Source organism: Isoptericola haloaureus (genome assembly GCF_036689775.1).
In the GTDB taxonomy this organism is placed as follows: Bacteria; Actinomycetota; Actinomycetes; order Actinomycetales; family Cellulomonadaceae; genus Isoptericola; species Isoptericola haloaureus.
In genome coordinates, this window is sequence record NZ_JBAGLP010000118.1 from 411064 (window position 1) to 436298 (window position 25235).

Consider the following 25235-nt stretch of genomic DNA (forward strand, 5'->3'; position numbering starts at 1 on the left):
GTGCCGGACGTCCTCGGCGACGCTTACCCTGGTCGACCGTGCGCCCCCTTCCCCTGCCCGACCCGGGCACGCCTCCGCTGTCCTCCGCGGCGCGCCTGCTCACCTGGCAGGCGTGGCGTCAGCGCGACGTGCTCGTCAAGGCCGTCACCGCGGGCACCGTCTCCCTCCTGGGCGCCGCGTCCGCGCCGCTGCTGCTCGGACGCGCGGTCGACTCCGGGCTCGCCTCCGGGTTCGGCGGAGAGCTGTTCCTGTGGTGCGGCTGGATGCTCGTCGCGGCCGTGGCGATCGTCGTCTCCGGCGTGTTCAGCCACACCTACGACGTCGAGAACTGGCTGCGGGCCTCCTTCTCGTTCACCACGCTCGTCGGCCAGAAGGCCACCCGCACCGGGCACGCCGTCACGCAGAAGCTGCCCACCGGCGAGGTCGTCGCCGCCGTCGCCAACGACGCCCTGCGGGCCGGCGACATGTTCGCCATGTCCGGGCGGTTCGTCGGCGGGGTGCTCGCCTACGCCGCCGCCGCGGGCTACCTGCTCTGGCAGAACCTGGCGCTGGGGCTCGTGGTGGCGCTCGGCATCCCCGTCGTGGCCGCCGTGCTCGGGTTGCTCGTGCGCCCGCTGCAGAGGCGCCAGCAGACCCACCGCGAGTCGGTCGGCCGGCTGACGGCCCTCGGCTCCGACACGGTCTCCGGGCTGCGGATCCTGCGCGGCATCGGTGGCGAGGAGGTCTTCTCCGGTCGCTACGCCCGCCAGTCGCAGGAGGTGCGCCGCCGTGGTGTCCAGGTCGCCGGGGTCCAGTCCGTCCTCGACGGTCTGCAGGTGCTGCTGCCCGGCCTGCTCGGCGCCCTGGTGCTCTGGCTCGGCGCCCGCGCCGTCGTGCGCGGCGAGCTGACCTCCGGCGAGCTCGTGACCTACTACGGGTACACCGCTTTCCTCGCCTGGCCCGTGCAGATGGCCACCCAGATGCTGCAGGCGTCGACGAACGCCGTGGTGTCGGCCCGCAAGATCCTCGGCGTCCTGCGCGTGGACGAGGCGACGCCGCAGGCCGCCACGCCGTCCGCCGACCCGCCGTCGGGCAGCGACCTGGTCGACCACGCCTCCGGGCTGGTGCTGGCGCCCGGGGAGGTCGTGGCGCTCGTGTGCCCCGACCCCGACGTCTCCGCCGCCGTGGCCACGCGCCTCGGCCGGTTCGACGACGCCGCCGAGGCCGGCACGCCCGTCACCCTCGGCGGGGTGCCGCTCGCCGCGCTGGACAAGGAGGCGCTGCGTCACCGCGTGGTCGTCTCCGAGGCCACGCCGCACCTGTTCTCCGGCATCCTCGGCGAGCAGCTCGACGCCCGCGGCCGCGCGGGCGAGGCGGAGCTCACCGCGGCGATCCTCGCCGCCGACGCCCGCGACGTGCTCGACTCCGTGCCCGGCGGCCTGACCGGCGAGCTGCCCGAGAAGGGCCGGTCCCTGTCCGGCGGCCAGCGGCAGCGCGTCGCGCTGGCCCGCGCGCTGCTCACCGACCCCGAGATCCTCGTGCTCGTCGAGCCCACCAGCGCCGTCGACGCCCACACCGAGGCACGGATCGCGGAACGCGTCGCCGAGGTGCGGCGCGGCCGGACCACCCTGGTCGTGACCGCCAGCCCCCTGGTGCTCGACCACGTCGACCGGGTGCGTCTGCTCTCGCCGGCGGGCCGCGTCGTCGCGACCGGGACCCACGCCGAGCTGCTCGCCCGCCGCGACGACGACGGCGCCCGCTACCGCGCCGTCGTCGGGCGCAGCATGGCCGAGCCCGACCCCGGGACCACGCTGGAAGGAGCCGCGCGATGAGCGCCACCACGACGCCGCCGGCGGACCGACCGGCACCGTCGGAGCCGTCGAGCCGGCTGCCGATCGCCGACCGGCACGAGGTGCGGCGCACCGTCGGTCGGCTCTTCCGCAGCCACCGGGGCCGGCTGGGCGTGATCGCCGTCCTGCACGCCCTCGCCGCCGTCGCCGGTCTCACCGGACCGTTCCTCATGGGCCGCTTCATCGACGAGGTCGCCGCCGGCACCACCCTGGCGCGCGTCGACCAGATCGCGCTGGTCCTCGTGTGCGCCGTCGTCGTGCAGGCCGTCGTGACGCGGTACGCCCAGCGGCTGTCCATGGTGTTCGGCGAGCAGGTCTTCGCCGAGCTGCGCGAGGAGTTCATGGCCCGGGTGACGCGGCTCCCGCTGTCGACGGTCGAGAAGGCCGGGACCGGGGACCTGGTCGCCCGGACCACCAACGACATCAACAAGCTGCAGCACGCCGTCCGCTTCGGCGTGCCGCGCGTGCTGGTGTGCGTCGTGACGATCGGACTGACGCTGGTGGCGTCGTTCCTCACCGACCCGCTGGTGGCCCTGGCGCTCCTCGTGGGCGTCCCGCTCATCGTCGTCGCCGTGCGCTGGTACCTGCGCCGGGCGACGCCGGGATACCTGCGCGAGTCGGCCGCCTACGCGACGGTCAACGGCACCATCACCGAGTCCGTCGAGGGGGCACGCACCACGGACGCCCTGTGGCTGGGCTCGCGCCTGCGCCGACGGCTGCGCCGCGACCTGTCCGAGGCGTTCGCCGCCGAGAGCTACACCCTCGGGCTGCGCCTGCGCCTGATCCCCGCGCTCGACACGGCCGTGGCCGTCGCCCCGATCGCGGCGATCGTCTGGGGCGCCTGGCTGGTCTCCCAGGACCTGACGACCGTCGGCGCCGTCGCGACCATCGCGTTCTACGCCCACCAGATGGGCGGGCCGGTGTTCGACCTCGTGTTCTGGCTGGACGAGCTGCAGGTCGCCGCGGTGGCGCTGGCCCGCGTGGTCGGCGTCGGCCTGGTCGGTCCGGACCGGGTCGCCTCCGGCCAGGTGCCGACGTCGGACGAGGTGCGCGCCCACGAGGTCCGGTACGCCTACCGCGAGGGTCGCGACGTGCTGCACGGCGTCTCGGTGGACCTGCGGCCCGGGGAACGGCTGGCGGTGGTCGGCCCGTCCGGGTCGGGCAAGTCCACGCTGGCGCGCATGCTCGCGGGCATCCACCCGCCCACGGGCGGCTCGGTGACCGTCGGCGGCGTGCCGCTGGTGGACCTACCGCTGGAGGACCTGCGCGGGCAGGTGGCGTTGGTGACCCAGGAGCACCACGTGTTCGTCGGGACGCTGGCGGAGAACCTGCGGCTGGCCGACACCGGCGCGTCCGAGGCGGCGTTGTGGGAGGCGCTGGAGGCCGTCGACGCCCGCGGGTGGGCGTCCGCGCTGCCGTCCGGGCTGTCGACCGAGGTCGGCTCCGGCGGCCACCCGCTCTCCCCGGCGCAGGCCCAGCAGGTGGCCCTGGCCCGGCTGGTGCTGCTGGACCCGCACACTCTGGTGCTGGACGAGGCCACGTCGCTGCTCGACCCGCGGGCGGCCCGGCACCTGGAGCGGTCGCTGAACGCGGTGCTCACGGGGCGCACCGTCGTGGCGATCGCCCACCGGCTGCACACCGCCCACGACGCCGACCGGGTGGCCGTCGTCGACGGCGGGCGGATCACCGAGATCGGGCCGCACGAGGAGCTGGTGGCCGCCGACGGCGAGTACGCCCGCCTGTGGCGTTCCTGGCAGCACCAGTAGCCCCCCGCGCCGCTGCGTCCGCCGCCGACGCCGCCGGCGACGCCCCACCCCCTCTGCCGCGAGATCGACGTACCCGTACCGAGATCGACCCACCGTGGGTCGATCTCGGTACGGGTACGTCGATCTCGGCGCTGGTCAGGCGCGTTGCGCCGCGGGATACCGGACGTCGAGCGGGTCGGCCGCGAGGTCGTGCCGGGCCAGGAAACGGCCCACCTCGGGCTCGGTCTCCGGCGACGACACCGCGACGAACCGCTGCACCATCGAGGCCACCGCGCAGGCGACCATCAGCTCGACCACCTGCTGGGTGTCGAAGTGCTCGGTGACGGCCTCGACGAACCGGCGCGGCGTCGTCAACGGCGCCTGGGCGGACAGCCAGGCCAGACGCAGAGCGGCCCGTTCCGCGTCGTCGAAGGCGCCGCCGTCGTCCCGGCCCAGCGCCGCGTCGTACGCCCGACGCACCCGTTCGACCGACCGGTCGCCGGCCCCCGGGGCCCGCGTCGCCAGGTATCCCTCCACGGCGGCGAGGGAGGCGTGGTCACGGGCGACCGCCGAGACCCGGGCCATCAGGTGCTTGAGCTCCGCGGGCACCCGGGACCCCTCGCCGTCCCCCATCAGTTCCGTGTACAGGTACACGTGGTGCCGCCGCGAGGCCTCGGGCCAGGCGCGCACCCAGGAGGGCACCAGACCGAGGTGCTCGGCGGCGTAGTCCTCCGGGTCCCCCACGCGCCGCGCGTAGTCGGCGAGCATCTCCTGGAGCGTCGGGCCGCCCTGCGGCAGCGCGTGGGACAGGTTGTCCGGGTTCGTGTCCGCGACGCCGTGCCGACCGGCGTCGACACCGCGGGCCGCGGCAGTCGCCGCCCAGTCGCCCTCGATCTCGAGACCGCCGAGGTCGTTGAACACGTTGAGGAACCCGAACGAGGCGGCGACCTGGGTCGCGGCCTGGATCGCGGCGTCCGGGTCGACGGCGCCCACGCGAGCGTCCGGGGCGGTGCGGCGCACCGCGTCGAGACTTTTGGCGGTCACGGCGTGGCGGGTGGCCCGAGCCGCCAGGTCCGCGAGCGCCGCCTCGAACGGGCCGAGAGGGCCGTCGTCGGACCCGCCGCGGCGCGCGTCGGACAGCGCGGCCGGGACGTCCAGGTCCTGCCCGCCGTAGGCGACGGCGTGCGTCATGCAGTACGAGCAGCCCTGGGCGGCCGACGTGGCGTAGCCGATGGCGGCCATGCCGCCGTGCCCGACGACGTCGACCGCTCCGCGCACCGAGGCCAGGTTCTGGCAGTAGACGAACAGCTTGTACGCCGTGGGCCAGTGGTGCAGGTAGGCGAACGTGTTCGGCCAGAACCCGAAGAAGTCGTGGTAGAAGCGCAGGATCGGCCAGGACTCGGGGTCGTCGTCGTGGGTGCCGTCGCTGGTGGAGAGGTACCGGTGCAGCGGCACGTCCTCGGCGCCCCGGGCGAGCACGCCGTCGACGGCGCTCCCGGCCGCGTCCCAGGGAGCGGGGCCCGCGGCGGCGTCGACCAGGTGGGCGAGACGCCCGTCGTCGGCGAGCGCCCTGACGTCCTCGGGCGCCTCGATCCAGGTGTCGCCGGCGAACACCTGCGGCACGGTGTGCCGGCCCGAGTAGTAGGCGGCGGTGTCGGCGGTGCGCTCGTCGGCGGTGACGTCGTGCTGGTCGTAGGCGATGCCGGCGCGGTCCAGAGCGTGCTTGGCCGAGCGGCAGTAGACGCAGTCGGGCTTGGTGAACACGTGGACGGTGGGGGCGGACATGGTCCCTCCTGGGGCTGCGGGGTGGCCGCGGCGTCCGCGGCGAGAACACTTTCAGTACAGTACTGTTCTGTTTTGCAGTCAAGAGGGAAGAATGGACCCGTGGCACCCGAGCGACGACGACCCGACCCGCGCCTCGAGCGCACCCGGACGGCCGTGACCAGCGCGGCGTCGGACCTGCTGCTCGCCGGCGGCGTGCGCGCCGTGACGATCGAGGCGGTGGTGGAGGCCTCCGGCGTCGCGCGCTCGACGATCTACCGGCACTGGCCGACCCGGTCCGAGGTGGTGGCCGCCGCCTTCGCCCGTCTGCTGCCCCCCACCACTCCCCCGCCCGCCGAGGGGAAGCTCGCCGACCGGCTCCGCGCCGTGATGACGCCACGGGTACCGGAGATGAACGGCACCCGCTACGTCCCGCTCGTCTCGAGCCTGCTCGGCGAGGCCGCGCGGGACCCGGAGCTGGCGGACCTGCGCGAGCAGTTCGTGCGCACCCAGCAGGCGCCGCTGCTCGCGGTGCTGGGTGACGCCGTCGACGCCGGTGAGCTGCCGGCCGGGACCGACCTCGACGAGGCCACCTCGACCCTGCTGGGGCCCCTGCTGTTCGAGCGGCTCATCCTCGGTCGCGAGATCGATCCCGGGTTCGCCGACCGCACGATCGACGGGTTCCTCGCCCACGCGAGGGCCTGAGCCGCGCCGCAGCTCAGCGCGCCGCAGGACCCTGGGCCGAGATCGACCCGCACGACCGAGATCGACTCACCGTCGGTCGATCTCGCTCCGGGTGAGTCGATCTCGGCGGGAGTTGTCCACAGGCGGGCCGGTCGGGGCCGCACGAGGGAGCCTCGACCTGCCACGGTGCTGCTCATGACGGAGAACCCCACGGGGCCGCCGCGACGTCGGGACGCCGTCCGTCCCGGCGACCGCCGCGGTCTGACGCCGGCCCTGCTGCCCACCGCGACCCGGTTCAGCGAGCGACGGCGGGCCGAGATCCGACGGCGCGCCCGGGACGGCACGCTCGACCGCGTCCGCAAGGGGGTCTATCTGCCCCCGGCGCGCGAGGCCGGTGCGGCGGCGCGACGACGCGCCGAGGTGCTGCGCCGGATACGCGCCGTCGACGTCCGTCTCGACGTCGACCACTGGTTCTCCCACACGAGCGCCGCCGTCCTGCACGGGTGCTGGACGTGGCGACTGTCCGACGTCGTCCACCTCACCCAGCTCCGACCACCCAACCTGGCGCAGACACGCGAGCGCGGCCTGCGGCGGCACTGGACCGACCTCCCGCTCCGCGACCGCACCACCGTGGCCGGGATCCCCGCCACGAGCCTGGAGCGGACGGTCGTCGACTGCGCGCGGCTGCTGCGCCCCGCCCAGGCCCTGGTGGTCACCGACTCGGCACTGCGCGGCGGCGCCGACCCGGAGACGCTGACGACGATCCTGGGCGAGTCGGTGGGCAAGCGCGGCGTGCCGCGAGCCCGCGAGGTGCTGGCCCTGGCGGACGCGCGTTCGGAGTCCCCCGGCGAGTCGATCCTGCGGTGGATCGCGCACGACGAGGGGCTGCCGGCCCCGGAACCCGGGCTGGACGTCGGCACCCACCGCGGCACCGTCTGGGTCGATCTCGCCTGGCCGGAGTGGCGGGTCGCGGTCGAGTTCGACGGCGCGGTGAAGTACTCGGGCGGGGAGTTCGGCGACCCCTCGGCCCGGGTCCGGCAGGAGAAGGCCCGCCAGGACGCGCTCGAGGAGGCTGGCTGGGTGGTCCTGCGGGTGCTGTGGGACGAGCTCGCCGACCCACCGGCGCTGGCCGCGCGCATCCGCCGCGCGCTGTGGCACCGCGCCACGCGCTGACAGACGCTGACAGACGCTGACAGACGTCGAGATCGACCCACGCGGTCGAGATCGACTCACCGTCAGTCGATCTCGGTCCGGGTGGGTCGATCTCGGCGGAGGACGCGGGGGAATCTGCGGAAGGCGGTGGCGGCGGCGCGGCGGGACGGCGAAGCGGCGGCGCGGCGGCGCGGCGGGGCGGCGTGGCGGCGACGCCGACGGGTCAGGAGGAGGGCAGGCCGGCGATGCCGGTGCCGATCGGGTCGTCGTCGTGACGCCCCTCGCGATCTCCCGGACGCCTGTCGCGGCGGCGTTCACGGCGCCCGCCGGCCATCTCGTCGCGCACGAGCCGCACCCACAGGGCCACGGCGAACAGCCCGAAGACCCACCACTGCAGCGCGTAGAAGAAGTTCTGCAGGTCCACGTCCGTCCCGCCGTCGAGCACCGGCCGCGGCAGCGGCGCAGGGCCGCCCGACGCGGCAGAGGGCTGCGCCGGGTCGGAGGACGTCAGCACGGCGTACGCCGCGTAGATCGGTCCGTCCCAGGTGTTCGCCAGCGCCGAGGACGCGATGTCCTGCGTCAGCGGCGGACCGTCGGCGTTGGCGGGCACCTCGCCGGTGCGGGCCGTCGACTCCGAGGCCTGCAGCCACCCGGTCACGCGGACCTCGCCGGCGGGCACCTCGAGCGCCTCGGCCCCCGGGTCGGGCGAGTCGACCCAGCCGCGCACCACCGGCAGCACCGGGGGCCCGGACAGGTCGGCCCAGGACTCCCCCGCGGTGCCGTCGTCGGACACCCGCAGCGGCGTGAGCACCAGGTAGCCCTCGACCCCGTCGAGGGAACGACCGGTCACGAGCATCTGGCCGTCGGGCTCGTAGGTGCCGGAGACCCAGGCCTCGCGCCCGACGAGCTCACCGGGCAACGCCGACTGGGGAGGCAGCAGCTCCCCGAGCGAGGCCGGTCCGGCCGCCGCCTGCTCGGCGGCCTCCTGCTCGGCGGCGAGGCTCGCGCGCTCGTAGGCGCGGTCGATCTGCCAGACGCCGAGGCGGCCGCACACGGCGGCGGCGAGCAGGAGGAGCAGCAGGACGACGAGCATGCGTGGCTGGCGGGCGACCGCCCAGAACGAGCGTCGGGCGGGCAGGGCGTCGGGCACGGCACCACGGTATCCGCGACACGCACCGCAGCGAGAATCCGGTATGGTAAGACCACAGGGTCACCAGCCAGACGGACGCGACGAAACGGTCACGGCCGTCGCCTCGTTCTCCCCCTGCACTTCGGCCCCGGGTGCGATGGAATGAGGTCACCAGCACGAGCCCTGACATCCCCAGCGGAGGAGCGGCAGATGAGCACGACGACGACGACCACCACGACCTGGGCGCAGACCGGTGTGGCCGACCTGTCGGACACCGACGTCGAGCGCCTCGACCAGTGGTGGCGAGCGGCGAACTATCTCTCCGTCGGCCAGATCTACCTGCTCGACAACCCCCTCCTGCGCGAGACGCTGACGCGTGACCACGTCAAGCCCCGCCTCCTCGGCCACTGGGGCACGACGCCGGGACTGAACTTCCTGTACGCGCACCTGAACCGCGCGATCCGCGAGCGCGAGCAGTCCACCATCTACGTCACCGGTCCCGGCCACGGCGGCCCCGGCCTCGTCGCCGCCTCCTATCTCGAGGGCACCTACTCCGAGACCTACTCCGACATCACCCGCGACGACGAGGGCATGCGCCGGCTCTTCCGGCAGTTCTCGTTCCCCGGCGGGATCCCCAGCCACGTCGCCCCGGAGACGCCCGGGTCGATCCACGAGGGCGGCGAGCTCGGGTACGCCCTGTCGCACGCCTACGGCGCCGCCTTCGACAACCCCGACCTGCTCGTCGCCGCCGTGGTCGGTGACGGCGAGGCGGAGACCGGCCCGCTGGCCACGAGCTGGCACTCCAACAAGTTCGTCAACGCGCGCACCGACGGCGTCGTGCTGCCCATCCTGCACCTCAACGGCTACAAGATCGCCAACCCGACGGTCCTCAGCCGCATCAGCGACGACGAGCTGCGCGACCTGATGATCGGCTACGGCCACACCCCGTACTTCTTCACCGGCGGCTTCGACGGCGAGGACCACGCGGCCGTGCACCGTCGGTTCGCCCAGCTCCTCGACGAGGTGATGGACCACATCGCCCGCATCAAGGCCGACGCCGCCGCCGGCAACGACGAGCGCCCGGCCTGGCCGATGATCGTCTTCCGCACCCCGAAGGGCTGGACCTGCCCGCCGGAGATCGACGGGAAGAAGACCGAGGACTCCTGGCGCGCCCACCAGGTACCGCTCGCCAGCGCCCGCGACACCCCCGAGCACCTCGAGGTGCTGCACCAGTGGCTGGAGTCCTACGGCCCGGGCGAGCTGTTCGACGACCGCGGCCGGCTCCGCGAGGAGATCGCCGCCCAGGCCCCGACCGGCGAGCTGCGCATGAGCGCCAACGCCCACGCCAACGGCGGGCTGCTGCTCAAGGACCTGCGGATGCCCGACTTCCGCGACTTCGCCGTCGACGTCCCCGAACCGGGCGGCGCCGTGGCGGAGTCCACGCGCGTGCTCGGCACCTGGCTCAACGACGTCGTCCGCCGCAACCCGGACAACTTCCGCATCTTCGGTCCGGACGAGACGGCGTCGAACCGGCTGCAGGCCGTGTACGAGACGACCGACAAGCAGTGGAACGCCGACTTCTACGGCCCCGACGTCGACGAGCACATGGCGCGCGTCGGCCGGGTCATGGAGATGCTGTCCGAGCACCAGTGCCAGGGCTGGCTGGAGGGCTACCTGCTCACCGGGCGCCACGGGCTGTTCACCAGCTACGAGGCGTTCATCCACATCGTCGACTCGATGTTCAACCAGCACGCCAAGTGGCTCAAGGTCACCAACCACATCCCGTGGCGGCGGCCCATCGCGAGCCTGAACTACCTGCTGTCCAGCCACGTCTGGCGCCAGGACCACAACGGCTTCAGCCACCAGGACCCGGGGTTCATCGACCACGTGGTCAACAAGAAGGCCGAGATCGTGCGGGTCTACCTGCCGCCGGACGCCAACACGCTGCTGAGCACCTACGACCACTGCCTGCGCAGCCGTCAGTACGTGAACGTGGTGGTGGCCGGCAAGCAGCCTGCCCCGCAGTTCCTGTCGATGGACGACGCGATCGCGCACTGCACCCGGGGCCTGGGCATCTGGGAGTGGGCCGGCACCGAGACGCCGGGCGAGGACCCCGACGTGGTGCTCGGCTGCGCCGGCGACGTCCCCACGCTCGAGGTGCTGGCGGCCGCGGACATCCTGCGCAACGAGCTGCCGGACCTCAAGGTCCGCGTGGTCAACGTCGTGGACCTCATGCGGCTCCAGGACGAGACGGAGCACCCGCACGGCATGTCCGACAAGGACTTCGACGGCCTGTTCACGCCGGACCGGCCGGTGATCTTCAACTACCACGGCTACCCGTGGCTGATCCACCGGCTCACCTACCGCCGGCGCAACCACCCCAACATCCACGTGCGCGGGTACAAGGAGGAGGGCACCACCACGACGCCCTTCGACATGGCGATGCTCAACGACATCGACCGGTACCACCTGGTGCTCGACGTGATCGACCGGGTGCCCGGGCTCGGCTCGAAGGTCGCGGGCCTGCGCCAGCGCATGGTGGACCAGCGCCTGGCGGCCCGCCAGTACACCCGCTCCCACGGCGAGGACATCCCCGAGGTGCGCGACTGGGTGTGGCCGGGTGCGCGCCGCGTGGTCGGCGAGGGCGCCTCAGGCATGGAGGACACCGGCGGCGACAACGAGTGACCGACGGCGCGTGACCCGGTGCGGCGGTGGGCCGTTGCCCGCCGCCGCACCGGACCGTCGCCGGCGTGACGCACCTGACGCCCTGAATCGGTGCAGCACGCGTCCCGATGCGGTGGAATGGGGATGACCACCGCCCCGTGCAGAGGAACAGGCAGGCAGTGAGCACTCGGAGCATCTACATCGCCTCCCCCGAGGGGGACACCGGCAAGTCCACGGTCGCGCTGGGGGTGCTCGACCTCCTGGTCCGGCAGGTCCAGCGCGTCGGCGTCTTCCGTGCCGTCTCGCGGGTGCCGGAACGCCCCTCGGCGTCCGGCAACACCCTGCGGGACCACGTGCTGGAGCTCATGCTCGCGCACGACGGCGTCGACCTCAGCTACGCCGAGACCGTCGGGGTCACCTACGACGAGGTCCACGCCGACCCGGACGCCGCCCTGTCGCGCATCGTGGACCGCTACCACCGGGTCGCCGCGCAGTGCGACGCGGTGGTGGTCCTCGGCACCGACTACACCGACGTCTCGGGCGCCACGGAGCTCGCGTTCAACGCCCGCGTGGCCGCGAACCTCGACTCCCCCGTGCTGCTGGTGGTCTCCGGCCGCGACCGCGGCGTCGAGGACGTCACCACCCTGACCCGCCTGAGCCTGGCCGAGCTGCGCGCCAACCACGCCCAGCCGCTGGGCGTCGTCGTGAACCGCGCCGAGGGGGCGGTCCGCACGGCCGACGCCGCGACCCGGGCGGACTTCTCCGGCGACCACCTGCCGACCTGGGTGATCGGCGAGGAGCCGTTCCTCGGCGCCCCGACGATCGCCCAGCTCGCCGACGCCGTGGACGGCACGCTGCTGCTGGGCGACCGCGACCTCATGGCCCGCGAGGCCACCGAGGTCATCGTCGGCGCGATGACGTTCGAGCACATGCTCGGCCACCTGAGCGACGGTGCCGTGGTCATCACACCGGGTGACCGCACCGACGTCGTCCTCGGCCTGCTGGCCGTGCAGGCGGCCGACCGCTTCCCGTCCCTGGCCGGCCTCATCCTCACCGGCGGGCTGCGCCCCACCGGCCGGTCCGGTCAGCTGGCGTCCGCGCTGCAGCCGCACGTGCCGATCATCGCCACGGCGATGGACACCTACGAGGTGGCCCGCGTGGCCTCGCGCACGCGCGGCATCATGTCCACCGAGGCCCAGCGCAAGCACGACCTCGCCCGCGCGATGTTCGAGCAGAGCGTCGACGCCGACGAGCTCCTGGCGCGCCTCGAGGTCGAGCGCACCCCCGTGGTGACGCCGCTGATGTTCGAGCACGAGCTCATCGAGCGGGCGAGGGCCGACCGCCGTCGCGTCGTCCTTCCCGAGGGCGACGACGACCGTATCCTGCGGGCCGCGTCCACGGTGCTGGCGCGCGGCATCGCCGACCTGGTGATCCTGGGCGACGAGGCCGCGATCCGACGCCGGGCCACCGAGCTGGGCCTGGACATCTCCGCCGCGCAGGTCATCTCGCCGACCGACCCGGAGCACGTGGAGCAGTTCGCCGCCGAGTACGCGCAGCTGCGCGCCCACAAGGGCATGACCCTCGAGCGGGCCCGCGAGATCGTCACGGACGTCTCCTACTTCGGCACGATGATGGTCCACCTGGGCCTGGCCGACGGCATGGTGTCCGGCGCGGCCCACACCACGGCCCACACGATCCGGCCGTCGTTCGAGATCATCAAGACCCAGCCGGGCGTCTCGGTCGTGTCCTCGGTGTTCCTCATGTGCCTGCCCGACCGCGTGCTCGCCTACGGCGACTGCGCCGTCAACCCGGACCCGACGGCCGAGCAGCTCGCCGACATCGCCGCCTCCTCCGCCGCCACGGCGGCGCAGTTCGGCGTCGACCCGCGGGTGGCCATGCTGTCGTACTCGACGGGGACGTCGGGTTCCGGCGCGGACGTGGACAAGGTGCGCACCGCCACCGAGCTGGTGCACGAACGCCACCCGGAGATGTCGGTGGAGGGCCCGATCCAGTACGACGCCGCGGTGGACGCCTCGGTGGCGGCCTCCAAGCTGCCCGACTCCGCGGTGGCCGGCAAGGCCAGCGTGTTCATCTTCCCGGACCTGAACACCGGCAACAACACCTACAAGGCGGTGCAGCGCTCCGCCGGGGCCGTGGCGATCGGCCCGGTCCTGCAGGGGCTGAACAAGCCGGTCAACGACCTCTCGCGCGGGGCGCTCGTGGCCGACATCGTCAACACGGTCGCGATCACCGCGATCCAGGCCCAGTCGACCTCGAACGGAGAGTCCGCATGAGCATCCTGCCCGCCTCGGAACGACCGAACCCCTACAGCGCGTACGGGGCGCACGGTTCGGTGCTGGTGCTCAACTCGGGCTCGTCGTCGCTGAAGTACCAGCTGGTCAACCCGGTGGGCGGCGAGGCGATCGCGGCCGGCACCGTCGAGCGGATCGGCGAGCCGAGCGGGATCGTGACGCACACCTTCGCGGGGAACAGGACGCGCCGCGAGCTGGAGGTCGCGGACCACGGCGCGGCGCTCAGGCTCGCCCTGGGCATGTTCGACGAGATCGGCCCGGCGCTGCACGGGGCCGGGATCTACGCCGTCGGGCACCGGGTGGTGCACGGCGGGGCGGAGTTCTCCGGCCCGGTGGTCGTCGACGACGACGTCATCGACCGGATCGAGGCGCTGGTGCCGCTCGCCCCGCTGCACAACCCGGCGAACGTCCAGGGCATCCGCGTCGCGCGCGAGCTGCTCGGCGACGTGCCGCACGTGGCGGTGTTCGACACGGCGTTCTTCCAGGCGCTGCCCGCGGAGGCGTACACGTACGCCATCGACCGCGACGTCGCGCGCGAGCACGACGTGCGCCGCTACGGGTTCCACGGCACCAGCCACCAGTACGTGGCGGGCAAGGTCGCCCGGGTGCTGGGCCGACGGGTCGAGGACCTCAACACCATCGTGCTGCACCTCGGCAACGGCGCGTCGGCCTCGGCGGTGCGCGGCGGCGTGCCGATCGACACGTCCATGGGCCTGACGCCGCTCGAGGGGCTCGTCATGGGCACCCGCTCGGGGGACGTCGACCCCGCGGTGGTCTTCCACCTGGCCCGCAACGCGGGGATGGACATCGACGAGCTCGACACGCTGCTGAACAAGCGGTCCGGCGTGCTCGGCCTGTCCGGCGTCAACGACTTCCGCGAGCTGCACCGGCTCGTCGAGGAGGGCGACGAGGACGCCGCGCTGGCCCTCGACGTGTACGTCCACCGGCTGCGCAAGTACGTCGGCGCCTACACGGCGCTGCTGGGCCGGGTCGACGTCATCGCCTTCACCGCCGGCGTCGGCGAGAACGACGCGGTGGTGCGTGCCGCCGTCTGCGCCGACCTGGAGGCGCTGGGGATCGCCGTCGACGACGACCGCAACGCCGCCCGGGGCCAGGAGCGCATCATCTCCCCCGACTGGACGAAGACGCTGGTCATGGTCATCCCGACGATGGAGGAGCTGGCGATCGCCCGGCAGAGCGTCGAGGCCGTGGACCGGCTGCACCCGTCGGCGGCGGTCGCCACCGGCTGACGGCCGGTCCGACGGGCCCACCAGGGCCCGCGACTCCGCGGAGCGTGGGTGCCCGTCCGAGGCACCCACGCTCCGCCGCGCCGTGGCTCAGGATCGGGCTCCGGCACAGGCGATGCCCTGGTCGCCCGAACCTCCGGCTCAGGCGACGGCGAACACGATCCCGGCGATCGCGAAGCCCATCACGCCGATCCCGGTCTCCATGACGGTCCACGTGCGCAGCGTGGTGCGGACGTCCATGTCGAAGAACCGGCCCACCAGCCAGAAGCCGGAGTCGTTGACGTGGCTGAGCACGACGGACCCGGCCGCGACGGCGACGACGACGGCGGCGAGCTCGACCGCGCCGTAGCCCCCAGCCGCGACAGCGGGCGCGATCAGGCCGGCAGCCGTGGTCAGCGCCACGGTCGCCGAGCCCTGCGCCACGCGCAGCACGGCGGCGATGAGGAAGCCGGCCACGATGACCGGCAGCCCGAGGTCGCCGAGGACGTCCGCGAGGGCGTCCCCGATGCCGCTGGCCCGCAGCACGCCGCCGAACATCCCGCCGGCGCCGGTGATGAGGATGACCGAGGCGACCGGGCCGAGGGCGGAGTCGAGGGTCTTCTCCAGGGCGGTGCCGCCCACCCCCCGTCGGCGGCCGAGCGCCCAGGCGGCGACGAGGACCGTGATCAGCAGCGCGACCGGCGTCGACCCGACCAGGCGGGCGACCGCGACACCGGTCGAGTCCGCGTCCACCCAGCCGACGGACGCCGCGGTCTCCAGACCGGTGTTGGCGAAGATCAGCACCAGGGGCAGCAGCAGGACCGTGACGACGGTGGCGAACCGCGGCGGGTTCGCGATCTGGGCCTCGTCGGCACGGCCCAGGATCTGGGGCACGGGCAGCTCGATGCGTCGGCCCGTGAAGTGTCCGAACAGGTAGGCGGTGACGTACCAGGTGGGGATCGCCGCGAGCAGACCGACCAGCAGGACGATCCCGACGTTCGCCCCGAGGAACTCCGCGGCGGCGACGGGTCCGGGGTGGGGCGGCACGTAGATGTGCATGACGGAGAACGCACCGGCGACGGGCAGCCCGTAGAGCAGCAGCGACCCGCCGAGCCGGCGGGCGACGGCGAACACGATGGGCAGCATGACCACGAGGCCCGCGTCGAAGAAGATCGGGAAGCCGAACATCAGCGAGGCGACGCCGAGGGCGAGCGGTGCGCGCCGCTCGCCGAACCGGGCGATGAGCACGTCGGTCAGGACGGTGGCGCCGCCGCTGGTCTCGACGAGACGGCCCAGCATGGCGCCGAGGCCGACCAGCAGCGCGACGGCGGCGAGCGTCGAGCCGAATCCGTCGAGCAGCACGTCGATCACGCCGCCGGCCGGCAGTCCGGCGGCCACGGCGGTGAGCAGGCTGACCAGGACGAGCGCGACGAACGCGTGCAGCCTGACCTTGATGATGAGCACGAGCAGCAGGGCGACGGCGCCCGCGGCGATGCCGAGCAGCGGCCCGGCGGTGAGGGTCTGGGTCCAGTCGTCGGTGGTCATGGTGTCCTCGTCGACATCGGGGGTGGGAATCGGGTGTGGTGCGGGGGTGGACGCGTCAGCCGCGGCCGAGCAGGTCGGCGACGGCGTCGACGATCGCGTCGGGCGTCTCGGTGATGCTGAGCGTCAGGCCGTGCTCGTCGTCGGCCAGGGGTTCGAGCGCGGCGAGCTGGGACGGCAGGAGCGATCGCGGCATGAAGTGCCCCGTCCGGCCCTCCATCCGTTCGGCGAGCAGCTCGGGCGGCCCGTCCAGGTGCACGAACAGCACCTGGCCGTGCGCAGCGCGCAGCACGTCGCGGTAGGCCCGCTTGAGGGCCGAGCAGGTGACGACGCCGGGCCGGCCCGCGTCCGCCTCGGCGCTGAGCCAGTCACGGATCGTGGCCAGCCACGGGGCCCGGTCGGCGTCGGTCAACGGCGTGCCGGCGCTCATCTTGGCGATGTTCGCCGCGGGATGGAACTGGTCGGCCTCGGCGTAGGTGACGCCGAGGCGTGCGGCGAGGAGCGTGGCGACCGTGGTCTTGCCGGAGCCGGCGACGCCCATGACGACGACGTGCGGGACGGCGGTGGGGTCGGGCGGGCGGTGCGCCGGGGTGGTGACGTCGGTGTCCATCGGATCGACTTCCGTGTCGGGGTGGATGCGTCCCACGAGCATGCCTCATAGGTATCACCTTTGACAAGCAATTGGTGTCACCAATTGCCGGTGGCGCGCACGTCGGTAGGCTCGCCCCATGCCGTCCGCCGCCCTGCACAGCCCCGTGCTCGACGCCGTCGGCCGGTCCATCACCAGCGGGGACGTCCCGGCCGGCGCGGTCCTGACGCTCGAGTCGATCGGCGTCGAGCACGACGTCTCGCGCACCGTCGCCCGCGAGGTGATGCGGCTGCTCGAGGGCCTCGGCCTCGTCCGGTCCCGCCGCCGGGTCGGGCTCGTCGTGCTGCCCATGGAGGACTGGAACGTCCTGGACCCGCGGGTGATCCGCTGGCGGCTGGCCGGCCCCGGACGCGACGCCCAGCTCCGCACGCTCACGGAGCTGCGCCACGCCGTCGAGCCGCTCGCGGCCGCCGGTGCCGCACGCCACGCCTCCGACGCCGAGCGCGCCGAGCTCGTCGACCTCGCGGCCCGCATGCGGGTGCTCGGAGTCCGGGGCGACCTCGAGGACTTCCTCGCGCTCGACATCCGGATGCACGAGCTGCTGCTGCGCACCAGCGGCAACGAGATGTTCGGCGCGCTGGCCGGCGTCGTCGCCGAGGTCCTGTCGGGTCGCACCCACCTGGGCCTCATGCCGGCCTCCCCCGCACCGGAGGCGCTCGACCAGCACGAGGCGGTGGCCCGCGCGGTCGCCGCCGGGGACGCCCCGGCGGCCGAGGCGGCCATGGCCGCGATCGTGGGCGAGGTGCGTCGGTCCCTGGAGACCACCACGGACGAGGCCTCGTCGTGACCGTGCTCGTCGACCCGCCGACGTGGCCGGCGCACGGCCGCCGCTGGTCGCACCTCGTCTCGGACCGCTCCCTGCACGAGCTGCGGACGTTCGCCCGCGCGGCCGGCATCCCCGACCGTGCTCTCGACGTCGACCACTACGACGTGCCCGACGAGCGGTTCGAGGACCTGGTGGCGGCCGGGGCCGTGCCCGTCACCGGTCGCGAGCTCACCCGGCGGCTGGCCGCGTCCGGTCTGCGGGTGCCCGGCCGAGAACGGGCCCGGGCGAAGCCCGTCGCGCTGCGCGCCCGGTGGGCGCGGCTGTGGACCACCGACGGCGGGACCCTCCCGACGGGGGCCGCCGCGGTCGGCGAGGAGCTGGTCGAGCGCTGGGGCGAGCCGCACCGGGTCTACCACGCGCGTCTGCACCTGGCCGACACGCTCGACGCCCTCGAGGAGCTGACCCCCGAGGTCCCGGGGGCCGACGGCCCCGCAGCACGACGCGCGGCGCTCGCCCTGTGGTTCCACGACGCGGTGCACGACGGCGCGACCCCGGCCGACGAGGAGCTCTCCGCCGCGCTGGCCCGCACGCTGCTGCCGCGGTGCCACGCCGCTGCGGCAGACCTCCCCGGACCCGCGGCCACAGACTCCCCCGGACGCGGGCTCGCGGACCCGGAGCAGGTGGAGGAGGTGGCCCGGCTGGTCCTGGTGACCGCCGACCACGACCCGGACCCGGCCGACCGGCTCGGGGCCCTGGTCAGCGACGCGGACCTGGCGGTGCTCGGCGGCTCGCCGGCGCGGTACGCCCGCTACACGGCCCAGGTGCGGGCCGAGTACGGCCACGTCGACGACGCCGACTTCCGCGCCGGCCGCGCCGACGTGCTGGAGCAGCTCCTGGCACTGCACGCCGGACCGGGGCTGTTCCGGACGGAGCCGGCACGACGCCGCTGGGCCGACCAGGCCGGGGCGAACCTGCGCGACGAGCTCGCCACGCTGACGGGCTGAGGCCCCTGCTCGCGCAAGGGCGAGCAGGGGCCTCAGCGTGTGGCGCGTCGCGAACCGAAGATCAGTGGCCGGCGCCCCTTCCGCGGGGTTCTGCCACCCTGAGTGTCGCGACCGTGCTTGACGCCTCGGTCGCGGTGTCACCGATGTAGTTCGCACGCATCTGATGACGTCCCGCCTCGAGCCGATCGGGAAGCTCGACGACAGCCACTCCGGCCTCGACCTCGGTGGTGAGGGTGCGCCCTGCGACCTCGACCACCACCGTGCCCGACGCCTTGAACCCGCCGCGGGCGACCACCCGGACGGTCACAGTGTTGGTCGCGCTCTCGATGAGGCGACGCGTCTGGATCTTGACGTCGGTGGTCACGTCTCCGATATCAGCCGGAAGCGCGTCCGCGAAGGTCGTGGCCACCGGAGCCGCAACTCCCTGCTCGAGCGCGTAGCCCATGCCGAGCACCTCGTCGTCCGTCCACGCCGGGCCGACGATCTGCAAGGACATCGACTGACCGTAGGGGCTCGCGCCGACCGGCACGACCACCGTGGGCAGGCCCGCGGTGGAGGTCAGCACCCCCGTCGACCGGTCAGACGTGTGGATCGCCGAGGACACGTCGTTGTTGCCGACCGCCGAGAGGAACCCGGGGTAGACCACCGCGTCAATGCCCTGGTCGGCCATCCAGGCCGCGATGTGCTCCTTGTAGCGGTCCCGCCAGTCGAGATAGTCGGTCACCTGCTGCTCGGTCATCCGCGGTGTGTCCCGCTGGCTTCTCTCGTTGTACGGGAGCACGAGCGGAGACGCGGTCAGCTCGTTTCCGTCAGCGAAGGGGAAGGACTCCTGCTCCTCGATGTAGCGAGCCCAGCCCTCGGCTCCGGCGCTACCACCGGGAGAGCGCTCGAACGACTCCGGCTCGGGCACCTCGACGATCTCGGCGCCGGCTGCCTCTGCCAGCTCCTCGAGTCTGGCACGAGCGGCGGGGCCGGTCGGGTCGTCGGGCAGCCGCGACGAGACGAACGAGTCCGGGATGATGCCCAGTACCTTTCCGTCGAGCATGTCCGGCTGCAGGCGCGATCCGAAGGACTCAGGCCGCAGATCGTTGTCCACTCGCGACGTGAGCAGATCGTCAGGATTGTTGCCCGTAGTCCGCGAGCTGGTGGCGTCGAGCAAGAAGGACAGGTCGGTCACGGTCTTCGCCATCGGCCCGGCGAAGTCCCGCCCCCACGTGAGCGGCTGGACGCCTGAGGTGGACGAGAGCCCATCGGTACCGCGGAAGGTCGCGAGCCCGTTGGAGGTCGACGGCGCGTAGAGCGAGACCCCGGTCTGCGACCCCATGCCCGCGGCAGCGAGGTCAGCCGCCACTGCCGCACCCGAGCCACCGGAGGATCCGTGCGACGTCTTCGAGGGGTACAGGGCGTTCCACGTCTGCATGAAGCCGGACTCGCTGAAGCCTCCCGAGTACGCGAACTCGGACATGTTGGTCTTGCCGATGATGACGGCGCCCGCCTCACGGAGCCTGGCGACCTGCCAGGCATCCTTCGCGGGCTGGAAGTCCTCCAATGCGCGCGTGCCGCCAGTGGTCGGCATGTCGAAGGTGTCGTAGAGGTCCTTGATCCCCAGTGGGATGCCGAGCAGGTCGGAGTCCGCGCCCTCGGCACGGGCGGCATCAGCCGCAGCAGCCTGAGCGAGAGCGTCGTCTGCCACCGTGATGAAGGAGTGGAACCCGAGCGCGCCACCGTCGTACGCCGAGATGCGGTCCAGGTAGGCCTGCGTGATCTCGACCGACGTGGTCATGCCCGACCGCATGTCCATCTGCAGCCGTTCGATGGTCGCACCCGTGACGTCGTAGTCCACGGTCGTTGCGGCTGCCTCGGAGGTCAACGTGCTCAGGTCGGCGCTCGGCATCGGCAGCAGCGGCGCGGCGTCACAGGCCGCGTCCTCGGTGCCGGGCAACGACCAATTGACCACGCTGCACCTCATCGCGAGGTCCAGGTCCACCGCAGCAGCGTCATCGGCCAGGTCGGACGCATTCTCGGTCAGCGGCCCGAGCGCGTCAGCCCCTGCCCCGCCGGCGATGACGTACTGCAGGAGCGACTGAGTCTCGCCGGCGGCGATCTCCAACGTCTGGACGAACCCAGGATGGTTCGCGCGCGACCCTTCGTGCTCGTACGGAGTGCTGAACGGGTCGGCCTGCTGGTCTCCCAGCGCGTCCACCCCTTCGCCGACGACGATACCCACAGGACGCCGATCGGCGGCGGCCGAGACGACCCAGGTGTCGGAGGTCTCGACATCGGTGTCGCCGTCAGCTGTCGCGATGATGACACCGGCATCGTCGCCCGTGCCGTAACCGAGCGTGCCGCCAAACGAGACACGGACCGTCACGGTCGCATCGGTCGTGTTGGTGAAGGAATCGAGGAAACGCACCCGGTCCTCACCCGTCTCGACGGTGACGTCGCGGGCGACCTGCACACCGTCGACAAGCACCGACCTGGTCGAATCGAAGCCGCCGGATCCGTCGGCCGTCAGCCCGAACCCACGGAGCATCTGCCCGTTCATTCGATCATCACCCTCGGTGACCTGGAGGAAAATGTTGCCGAATCCCTCGAGACGCGAGCCGGAAAGCGAGCGGATGCTGCCGGTGTCGAGAGATGGGCGGTGGGCGTCGTGGATTGTGAACTCGGCACCGTTCGCCGTGGTGACCACCGTCACCGCGGACGCCGGTGCAGCCGGAAGGAGCCCCGCAAGGGCGAGCGCTGCTGTGGTCAAACCAGCCGACCATACGGCCCGTCGACTCGGACACGGCCGTGAAGCGTTGGTCATGGTGAACCTTTCCATGGGGGACAGTCGGCGACGTAGCCCGGGCTGCGCAGCCGTCACCCATGGATATTTGTTTAATGAGTCAACAGTATTAGGGGTCCGTAACGTCACCGTAAAATCGCCCACGGCAATCATCGCGAGGTCGCGTCGTGATGCCGCAGCGTTGCTCGCCGCCCGGACCGGCCGAGCCCTCCCGGCCGGCCGGACCCTGGACGGCGTCTCAGGGCAGCCGCAGCCGCCGCATCACCCGCAGCGCACCGGTGAGCACCCGGCTGGGCACGTCCCCGCCGAGCGCGTACAGCGAGTCCACCGAGAGCCCGACGTGGTGCCCGCGCTGGGCGACGACGCTCTGCGCCTCGGTGACCGCCTCGACGGCCTCCCGGCCGTGCCGGCGCCCCAGCCCCGACGCCTTCATGCCGCCCATCGGTGCGGCGGCGGAACCCCAGGCCTGCAGGTACCCGTCGTTGACCACGACCGTGCCGGACTCGACCTTGGCGGCCAGCCGCCGGGCACGCGGGACGTCACGGGACCAGATCGAGGCGTTGAGGCCGAAGTGCGTGTCGTTCATGACCCGCAGCGCCTCGTCGTCCCCGCCCACGCGCGTGACCGCCACGACCGGGCCGAACGTCTCCTCGTGGCGGCAGGCCGCGTCCTCGGGGACGTCGTCGAGCACGGTCGGGGCGTAGAAGTACGGCCCGACGTCGCTGCGGTGCACGCCGCCGACCAGCGCCCGGGCCCCCTTGGCCAGGGCGTCGTCGACGTGCGCGGAGACCCGTTCGAGCTGGACCGCGGAGACCAGCGAGCCGACATCGGCCGAGTAGTCCAGCCCGGCGCCGAGCGTGAGCTCGCGCACCGCCGGGACGAACCGCGCGAGGAACTCGTCGGCGATCCGCTCGTGCAGGACGAGCCGCTCGATCGACATGCACAGCTGGCCGGCGTTCGTGAAGCACGCCCGCAGCACCCCGGGCACCGCGCGGTCCAGGTCGGCGTCGGCCGCGACGTACAGCGGGTTCTTGCCGCCGAGCTCGAGGGTGGCGCCGACGAGCCGCTCCCCCGCCCGGGCGGCGACCTTCCGCCCGGTGGCGGTGGAGCCCGTGAACGCGACGTGGTCGACGTGGTCGATCAGTGCGGCCCCCACGTCCCCGGCCCCGGCGACGACGGCGAACAGGTCGTCCGGCAGCCCTGCCTCGGCGAGCAGCTCGGACGCCCACAGCGCCGACAGCGTGGTCTGGGGGTCCGGCTTGACGACGACGGCGTTCCCGGCCAGCAGGGCGGGGATCGCCTCGGCCAGGGCGAGGGTCAGCGGGAAGTTCCACGGGGCGATGACGCCGACGACGCCGACCGGCCGGCGGTGCACCCGCACCCCGGTCAGCACCGACAGGGCGCCCGGCTCGCGCCGGTCGGCGAGGTAGCGCCGGGCCCGCGTGACGTAGTGGCGGCAGGTCTGCGCGACGTCGGCGACCTCCTCGAACGCGTTGCGCCGGGACTTGCCCGACTCCATCTGGATCAGGTCGAGGATCTCGGACTGCCGCTCCAGCACGAGGGCGCCGAGCCGGTCGAGCACGCGGGCGCGGTCTCGGACGGGCTGCGCGGCCCAGTCGTGCTGCGCCGCGCGGGCACGGCGGGTGGCCTCGACGACGTCCCCCGGCCCGGACAGCGGGATCGCCGCCAGCGGGGCGCCGGTGAAGGGGAGCGTGCTGCGGTGCGTCCCGCCGTCGTGCGAGGTCACGACCCGCCGGACCAGCGGGGCCACGATCTCGGGTTCGAGGACGTAGGTGGAGGCGGGCAGCTCCGGGTCGATGAGTTCCACCGGAGCGCCGTCGCTCTCGTGCGCGGTTGCCATGAGCGACAGCCTACGTGCGGGGGGTGACGAGCCGGTAAAGGCCAGGTCGGCAGCGCGTGACGTTCGCCGTCAGCCCGTCCCGTCGAGCGTGCGGCCGTCGGTGCGGAGCACCAGGAGTCGGCCCTCGTGCGCGCGACGTGGAACCCGTGCGGCCGGCGACCGGGTCACCGTCGGCTCGCTCACCGCGGCTGGTACGGCGAGACCACGACCTCCACGCGCTGGAACTCCTTGAGGTCGGAGTAGCCCGTGGTGGCCATCGCGCGGCGCAGGGCGCCGACGAGGTTCGTCGTGCCGTCGGCGCGGCGCCCCGGGCCGAAGAGGATCTCCTCCAGCGTGCCGGCGGTGCCGACCTCCACGCGCTCGCCGCGCGGGAGCTGGGAGTGGTGGGCCTCAGGACCCCAGTGCCAGCCCTGGCCGGGCGCCTCGGAGGCACGGGCGAGGGCCGCGCCGAGCATGACGGCGTCGGCGCCGCAGGCGATCGCCCGGACGATGTCGCCGGAGTGGCCCACCCCGCCGTCGGCGATGACGTGCACGTAGCGACCGCCGGACTCGTCCAGGTAGTCGCGCCGGGCCGCGGCGACGTCGGAGACCGCCGTGGCCATCGGGGCGTGGATCCCGAGCCCGACACGGGTGGTGTGCGCGGCGCCGCCGCCGAACCCGACCAGCACGCCGGCCGCCCCGGTGCGCATCAGGTGCAGGGCGGCGGTGTAGGAGGCCGCCCCGCCGACGACCACGGGGACGTCCAGCTCGTAGATGAACCGCTTGAGGTTGAGCGGTTCGGCGTTGCTCGAGACGTGCTCGGCCGAGACCGTCGTGCCGCGGATGACGAACAGGTCGACCCCGGCGTCCAGGACGGTCTGGTAGTGCTCCTGGATGCGCTGCGGCGACAGCGCGCCGGCCACGGTGACGCCCGCGGCGCGGATCTCCTTGAGCCGCTGGGTGATGAGCTCGGACCGGATCGGCTCGGCGTAGATCTCCTGCATGCGGCACGTCGCCTCGTCGGCGGGCAGCGCGCGGATCTCCGCGAGCAGCGGCTCCGGGGACTCGTAGCGGGTCCACAGGCCCTCGAGGTCGAGCACCCCCAGGCCGCCGTGGTTGCCCAGGGCGACCGCGGTGGCGGGGCTCATGACGGAGTCCATCGGCGCCGCCATGATCGGCAGGTCGAAGTGGTAGGCGTCGATCTGCCACCCGGTGGAGACGTCCTTCGGGTCGCGCGTGCGGCGGGAGGGGACCACCGCCACGTCGTCGAAGGAGAAGGCGCGACGCCCGCGCTTGCCACGTCCGATCTCGATCTCGTTGCTCACGCGGGCCAGCCTACCGGCCGTCGCGGGTCGCGGTCCCTGTCGGAGGCTCGTGGCATCGTCACCGACGAGAGGCCACGAGAGGGGATCGAGATGGACGACACCGGTTGGACGGGCGGACCGCTGCTCGGTTTCGACACCGAGACGACCGGCGTCGACGTGCACGACGACCGCATCGTGACCGCGGCGGTCGTGGTGCGCACGGCGACGTCGACGGAGGTGCGCACCTGGCTGATCGACCCGGGGGTGGAGATCCCCGCCGAGGCGGCGGCGATCCACGGCGTGACGACGGAGCACGCGCGGGCGCACGGCGTGGCCCCGGCCGGCGCTCTCGACGAGATCGCCGCGGTCCTCACCGCGCACCTGCGCGACGGCGTCCCGGTGGTGGCCTACAACGCCTCGTTCGACCTGACGCTGCTGGACGCCGAGCTGGCGCGCCACGGGCTGCCGACGGTGCCCGAGCGCCTCGGACGGCCGGTCTCCCCCGTGCTGGACCCGCTCGTCATCGACCGCTGGCAGGACCGCTACCGCCGCGGCAAGCGCCGCCTGGGCGACCTGTGCGAGCTGTACGGCGTGGTGGGCGACGGCGAGCTGCACAGCGCCGACGTCGACGTGCTGGCCACGCTGGACGTGCTGGACGCTCAGGTGCTGCGGTTCCCCGAGCTGCGCTCGGTGGCGCTCGACGCCCTGCACTCGGCCCAGCGCGACGCGCACCGTGCCTGGGCGGAGAGCTTCAACGCCTGGCGGGACCGCCAGGGGCTCCCCGGCCCGGGCGCGTCGACCACCTGGCCGACCACGCCGCGCGCCGCCGGCTGACCGGCG

General features: G+C 73.3%; 17 protein-coding genes. 10 read left to right on the forward strand and 7 right to left on the reverse strand.

The window, feature by feature from the left end; all coding sequences use genetic code 11:
- Positions 1 to 38: 38 nt before the first annotated feature.
- Together V5O49_RS12000 and V5O49_RS12005 are read left to right on the forward strand one after the other, a co-directional pair.
- Entirely contained in the window at positions 39 to 1811 is a 1773-nt protein-coding gene (locus tag V5O49_RS12000) for an ABC transporter ATP-binding protein (RefSeq protein WP_332902442.1), read from the forward strand.
- Positions 1808 to 3595 carry an ABC transporter ATP-binding protein gene (locus V5O49_RS12005; protein WP_332902443.1) on the forward strand — a complete coding sequence of 596 codons (1788 nt, stop codon included), beginning with the start codon at positions 1808 to 1810 and terminating at the stop codon, positions 3593 to 3595. The genes V5O49_RS12000 and V5O49_RS12005 overlap by 4 nt, the downstream gene beginning before the upstream one ends.
- A gap of 135 nt (positions 3596 to 3730) precedes the next feature.
- Here the strand turns inward: V5O49_RS12005 and V5O49_RS12010 are convergent, their stop codons facing one another.
- Positions 3731 to 5359, reverse strand: coding sequence for a glutaredoxin domain-containing protein (locus V5O49_RS12010; RefSeq protein WP_332902444.1), 1629 nt, complete (start codon positions 5357 to 5359; stop codon positions 3731 to 3733).
- Between the two features lie 99 nt (positions 5360 to 5458).
- Here V5O49_RS12010 and V5O49_RS12015 point away from each other — a divergent pair, with 99 nt between their 5' ends.
- Together V5O49_RS12015 and V5O49_RS12020 are read left to right on the forward strand one after the other, a co-directional pair.
- Entirely contained in the window at positions 5459 to 6040 is a 582-nt protein-coding gene (locus V5O49_RS12015; protein ID WP_332902445.1) for a TetR/AcrR family transcriptional regulator, read from the forward strand.
- Positions 6041 to 6214: 174 nt separating this feature from the next.
- Entirely contained in the window at positions 6215 to 7192 is a 978-nt protein-coding gene (locus V5O49_RS12020) for a hypothetical protein (RefSeq protein WP_332902446.1), read from the forward strand.
- A gap of 202 nt (positions 7193 to 7394) precedes the next feature.
- On the opposite strand, the gene V5O49_RS12025 is transcribed toward V5O49_RS12020, so the two are convergent.
- Positions 7395 to 8321: an SURF1 family protein gene (locus V5O49_RS12025; protein ID WP_332902447.1), complete on the reverse strand. Its 927-nt coding sequence runs from the start codon at positions 8319 to 8321 to the stop codon at positions 7395 to 7397.
- Positions 8322 to 8510: 189 nt separating this feature from the next.
- Between V5O49_RS12025 and V5O49_RS12030 the strand changes: the two genes are divergently transcribed.
- The 3 genes from V5O49_RS12030 to V5O49_RS12040 all read left to right on the forward strand — a co-directional run bounded on the left by V5O49_RS12030 (position 8511) and on the right by V5O49_RS12040 (position 14526).
- Positions 8511 to 10985: a phosphoketolase family protein gene (locus V5O49_RS12030; protein WP_332902448.1), complete on the forward strand. Its 2475-nt coding sequence runs from the start codon at positions 8511 to 8513 to the stop codon at positions 10983 to 10985.
- 107 nt (positions 10986 to 11092) lie between these two features.
- Complete coding sequence (gene pta, locus V5O49_RS12035) at positions 11093 to 13258, forward strand: phosphate acetyltransferase (protein WP_332902449.1); 2166 nt, start codon at positions 11093 to 11095, stop codon at positions 13256 to 13258.
- Positions 13255 to 14526: an acetate/propionate family kinase gene (locus V5O49_RS12040; protein WP_332902450.1), complete on the forward strand. Its 1272-nt coding sequence runs from the start codon at positions 13255 to 13257 to the stop codon at positions 14524 to 14526. Before pta ends, V5O49_RS12040 begins: the two co-directional genes overlap by 4 nt.
- Before the next feature lie 138 nt (positions 14527 to 14664).
- On the opposite strand, the gene V5O49_RS12045 is transcribed toward V5O49_RS12040, so the two are convergent.
- Both V5O49_RS12045 and V5O49_RS12050 read right to left on the reverse strand, forming a co-directional pair.
- Positions 14665 to 16047 (reverse strand): GntP family permease, encoded by a 1383-nt coding sequence (locus tag V5O49_RS12045; RefSeq protein ID WP_332902451.1) that lies wholly within the window; start codon positions 16045 to 16047, stop codon positions 14665 to 14667.
- Between the two features lie 55 nt (positions 16048 to 16102).
- Positions 16103 to 16654, reverse strand: a complete 552-nt coding sequence (locus V5O49_RS12050) for a gluconokinase (RefSeq protein ID WP_332902452.1) — start codon at positions 16652 to 16654, stop codon at positions 16103 to 16105.
- Between the two features lie 118 nt (positions 16655 to 16772).
- Here V5O49_RS12050 and V5O49_RS12055 point away from each other — a divergent pair, with 118 nt between their 5' ends.
- The gene (locus V5O49_RS12055) at positions 16773 to 17480 is read left to right on the forward strand and encodes a FadR/GntR family transcriptional regulator (protein WP_332902453.1); all 708 of its coding nucleotides are present in this window, start codon (positions 16773 to 16775) and stop codon (positions 17478 to 17480) included.
- A complete protein-coding gene (locus tag V5O49_RS12060) occupies positions 17477 to 18463 on the forward strand; it encodes a DUF4031 domain-containing protein (protein ID WP_332902454.1) in 987 nt (328 codons plus the stop codon). The genes V5O49_RS12055 and V5O49_RS12060 overlap by 4 nt, the downstream gene beginning before the upstream one ends.
- 61 nt (positions 18464 to 18524) lie before the next feature.
- Here the strand turns inward: V5O49_RS12060 and V5O49_RS12065 are convergent, their stop codons facing one another.
- From V5O49_RS12065 to V5O49_RS12075, 3 genes are all read right to left on the reverse strand, one after another.
- On the reverse strand, positions 18525 to 21218 hold the full coding sequence (locus V5O49_RS12065; protein WP_332902455.1) for an amidase family protein: 2694 nt from the start codon (positions 21216 to 21218) through the stop codon (positions 18525 to 18527).
- Positions 21219 to 21489: 271 nt separating this feature from the next.
- Complete coding sequence (locus tag V5O49_RS12070; protein ID WP_332902456.1) at positions 21490 to 23112, reverse strand: succinic semialdehyde dehydrogenase; 1623 nt, start codon at positions 23110 to 23112, stop codon at positions 21490 to 21492.
- Between the two features lie 179 nt (positions 23113 to 23291).
- Positions 23292 to 24416 carry a GuaB3 family IMP dehydrogenase-related protein gene (locus tag V5O49_RS12075; protein WP_332902457.1) on the reverse strand — a complete coding sequence of 375 codons (1125 nt, stop codon included), beginning with the start codon at positions 24414 to 24416 and terminating at the stop codon, positions 23292 to 23294.
- Between the two features lie 90 nt (positions 24417 to 24506).
- On the opposite strand from V5O49_RS12075, the gene V5O49_RS12080 reads away from it, so the two are divergent.
- Positions 24507 to 25229, forward strand: a complete 723-nt coding sequence (locus V5O49_RS12080; protein ID WP_332902458.1) for an exonuclease domain-containing protein — start codon at positions 24507 to 24509, stop codon at positions 25227 to 25229.
- Positions 25230 to 25235 lie beyond the last annotated feature (6 nt).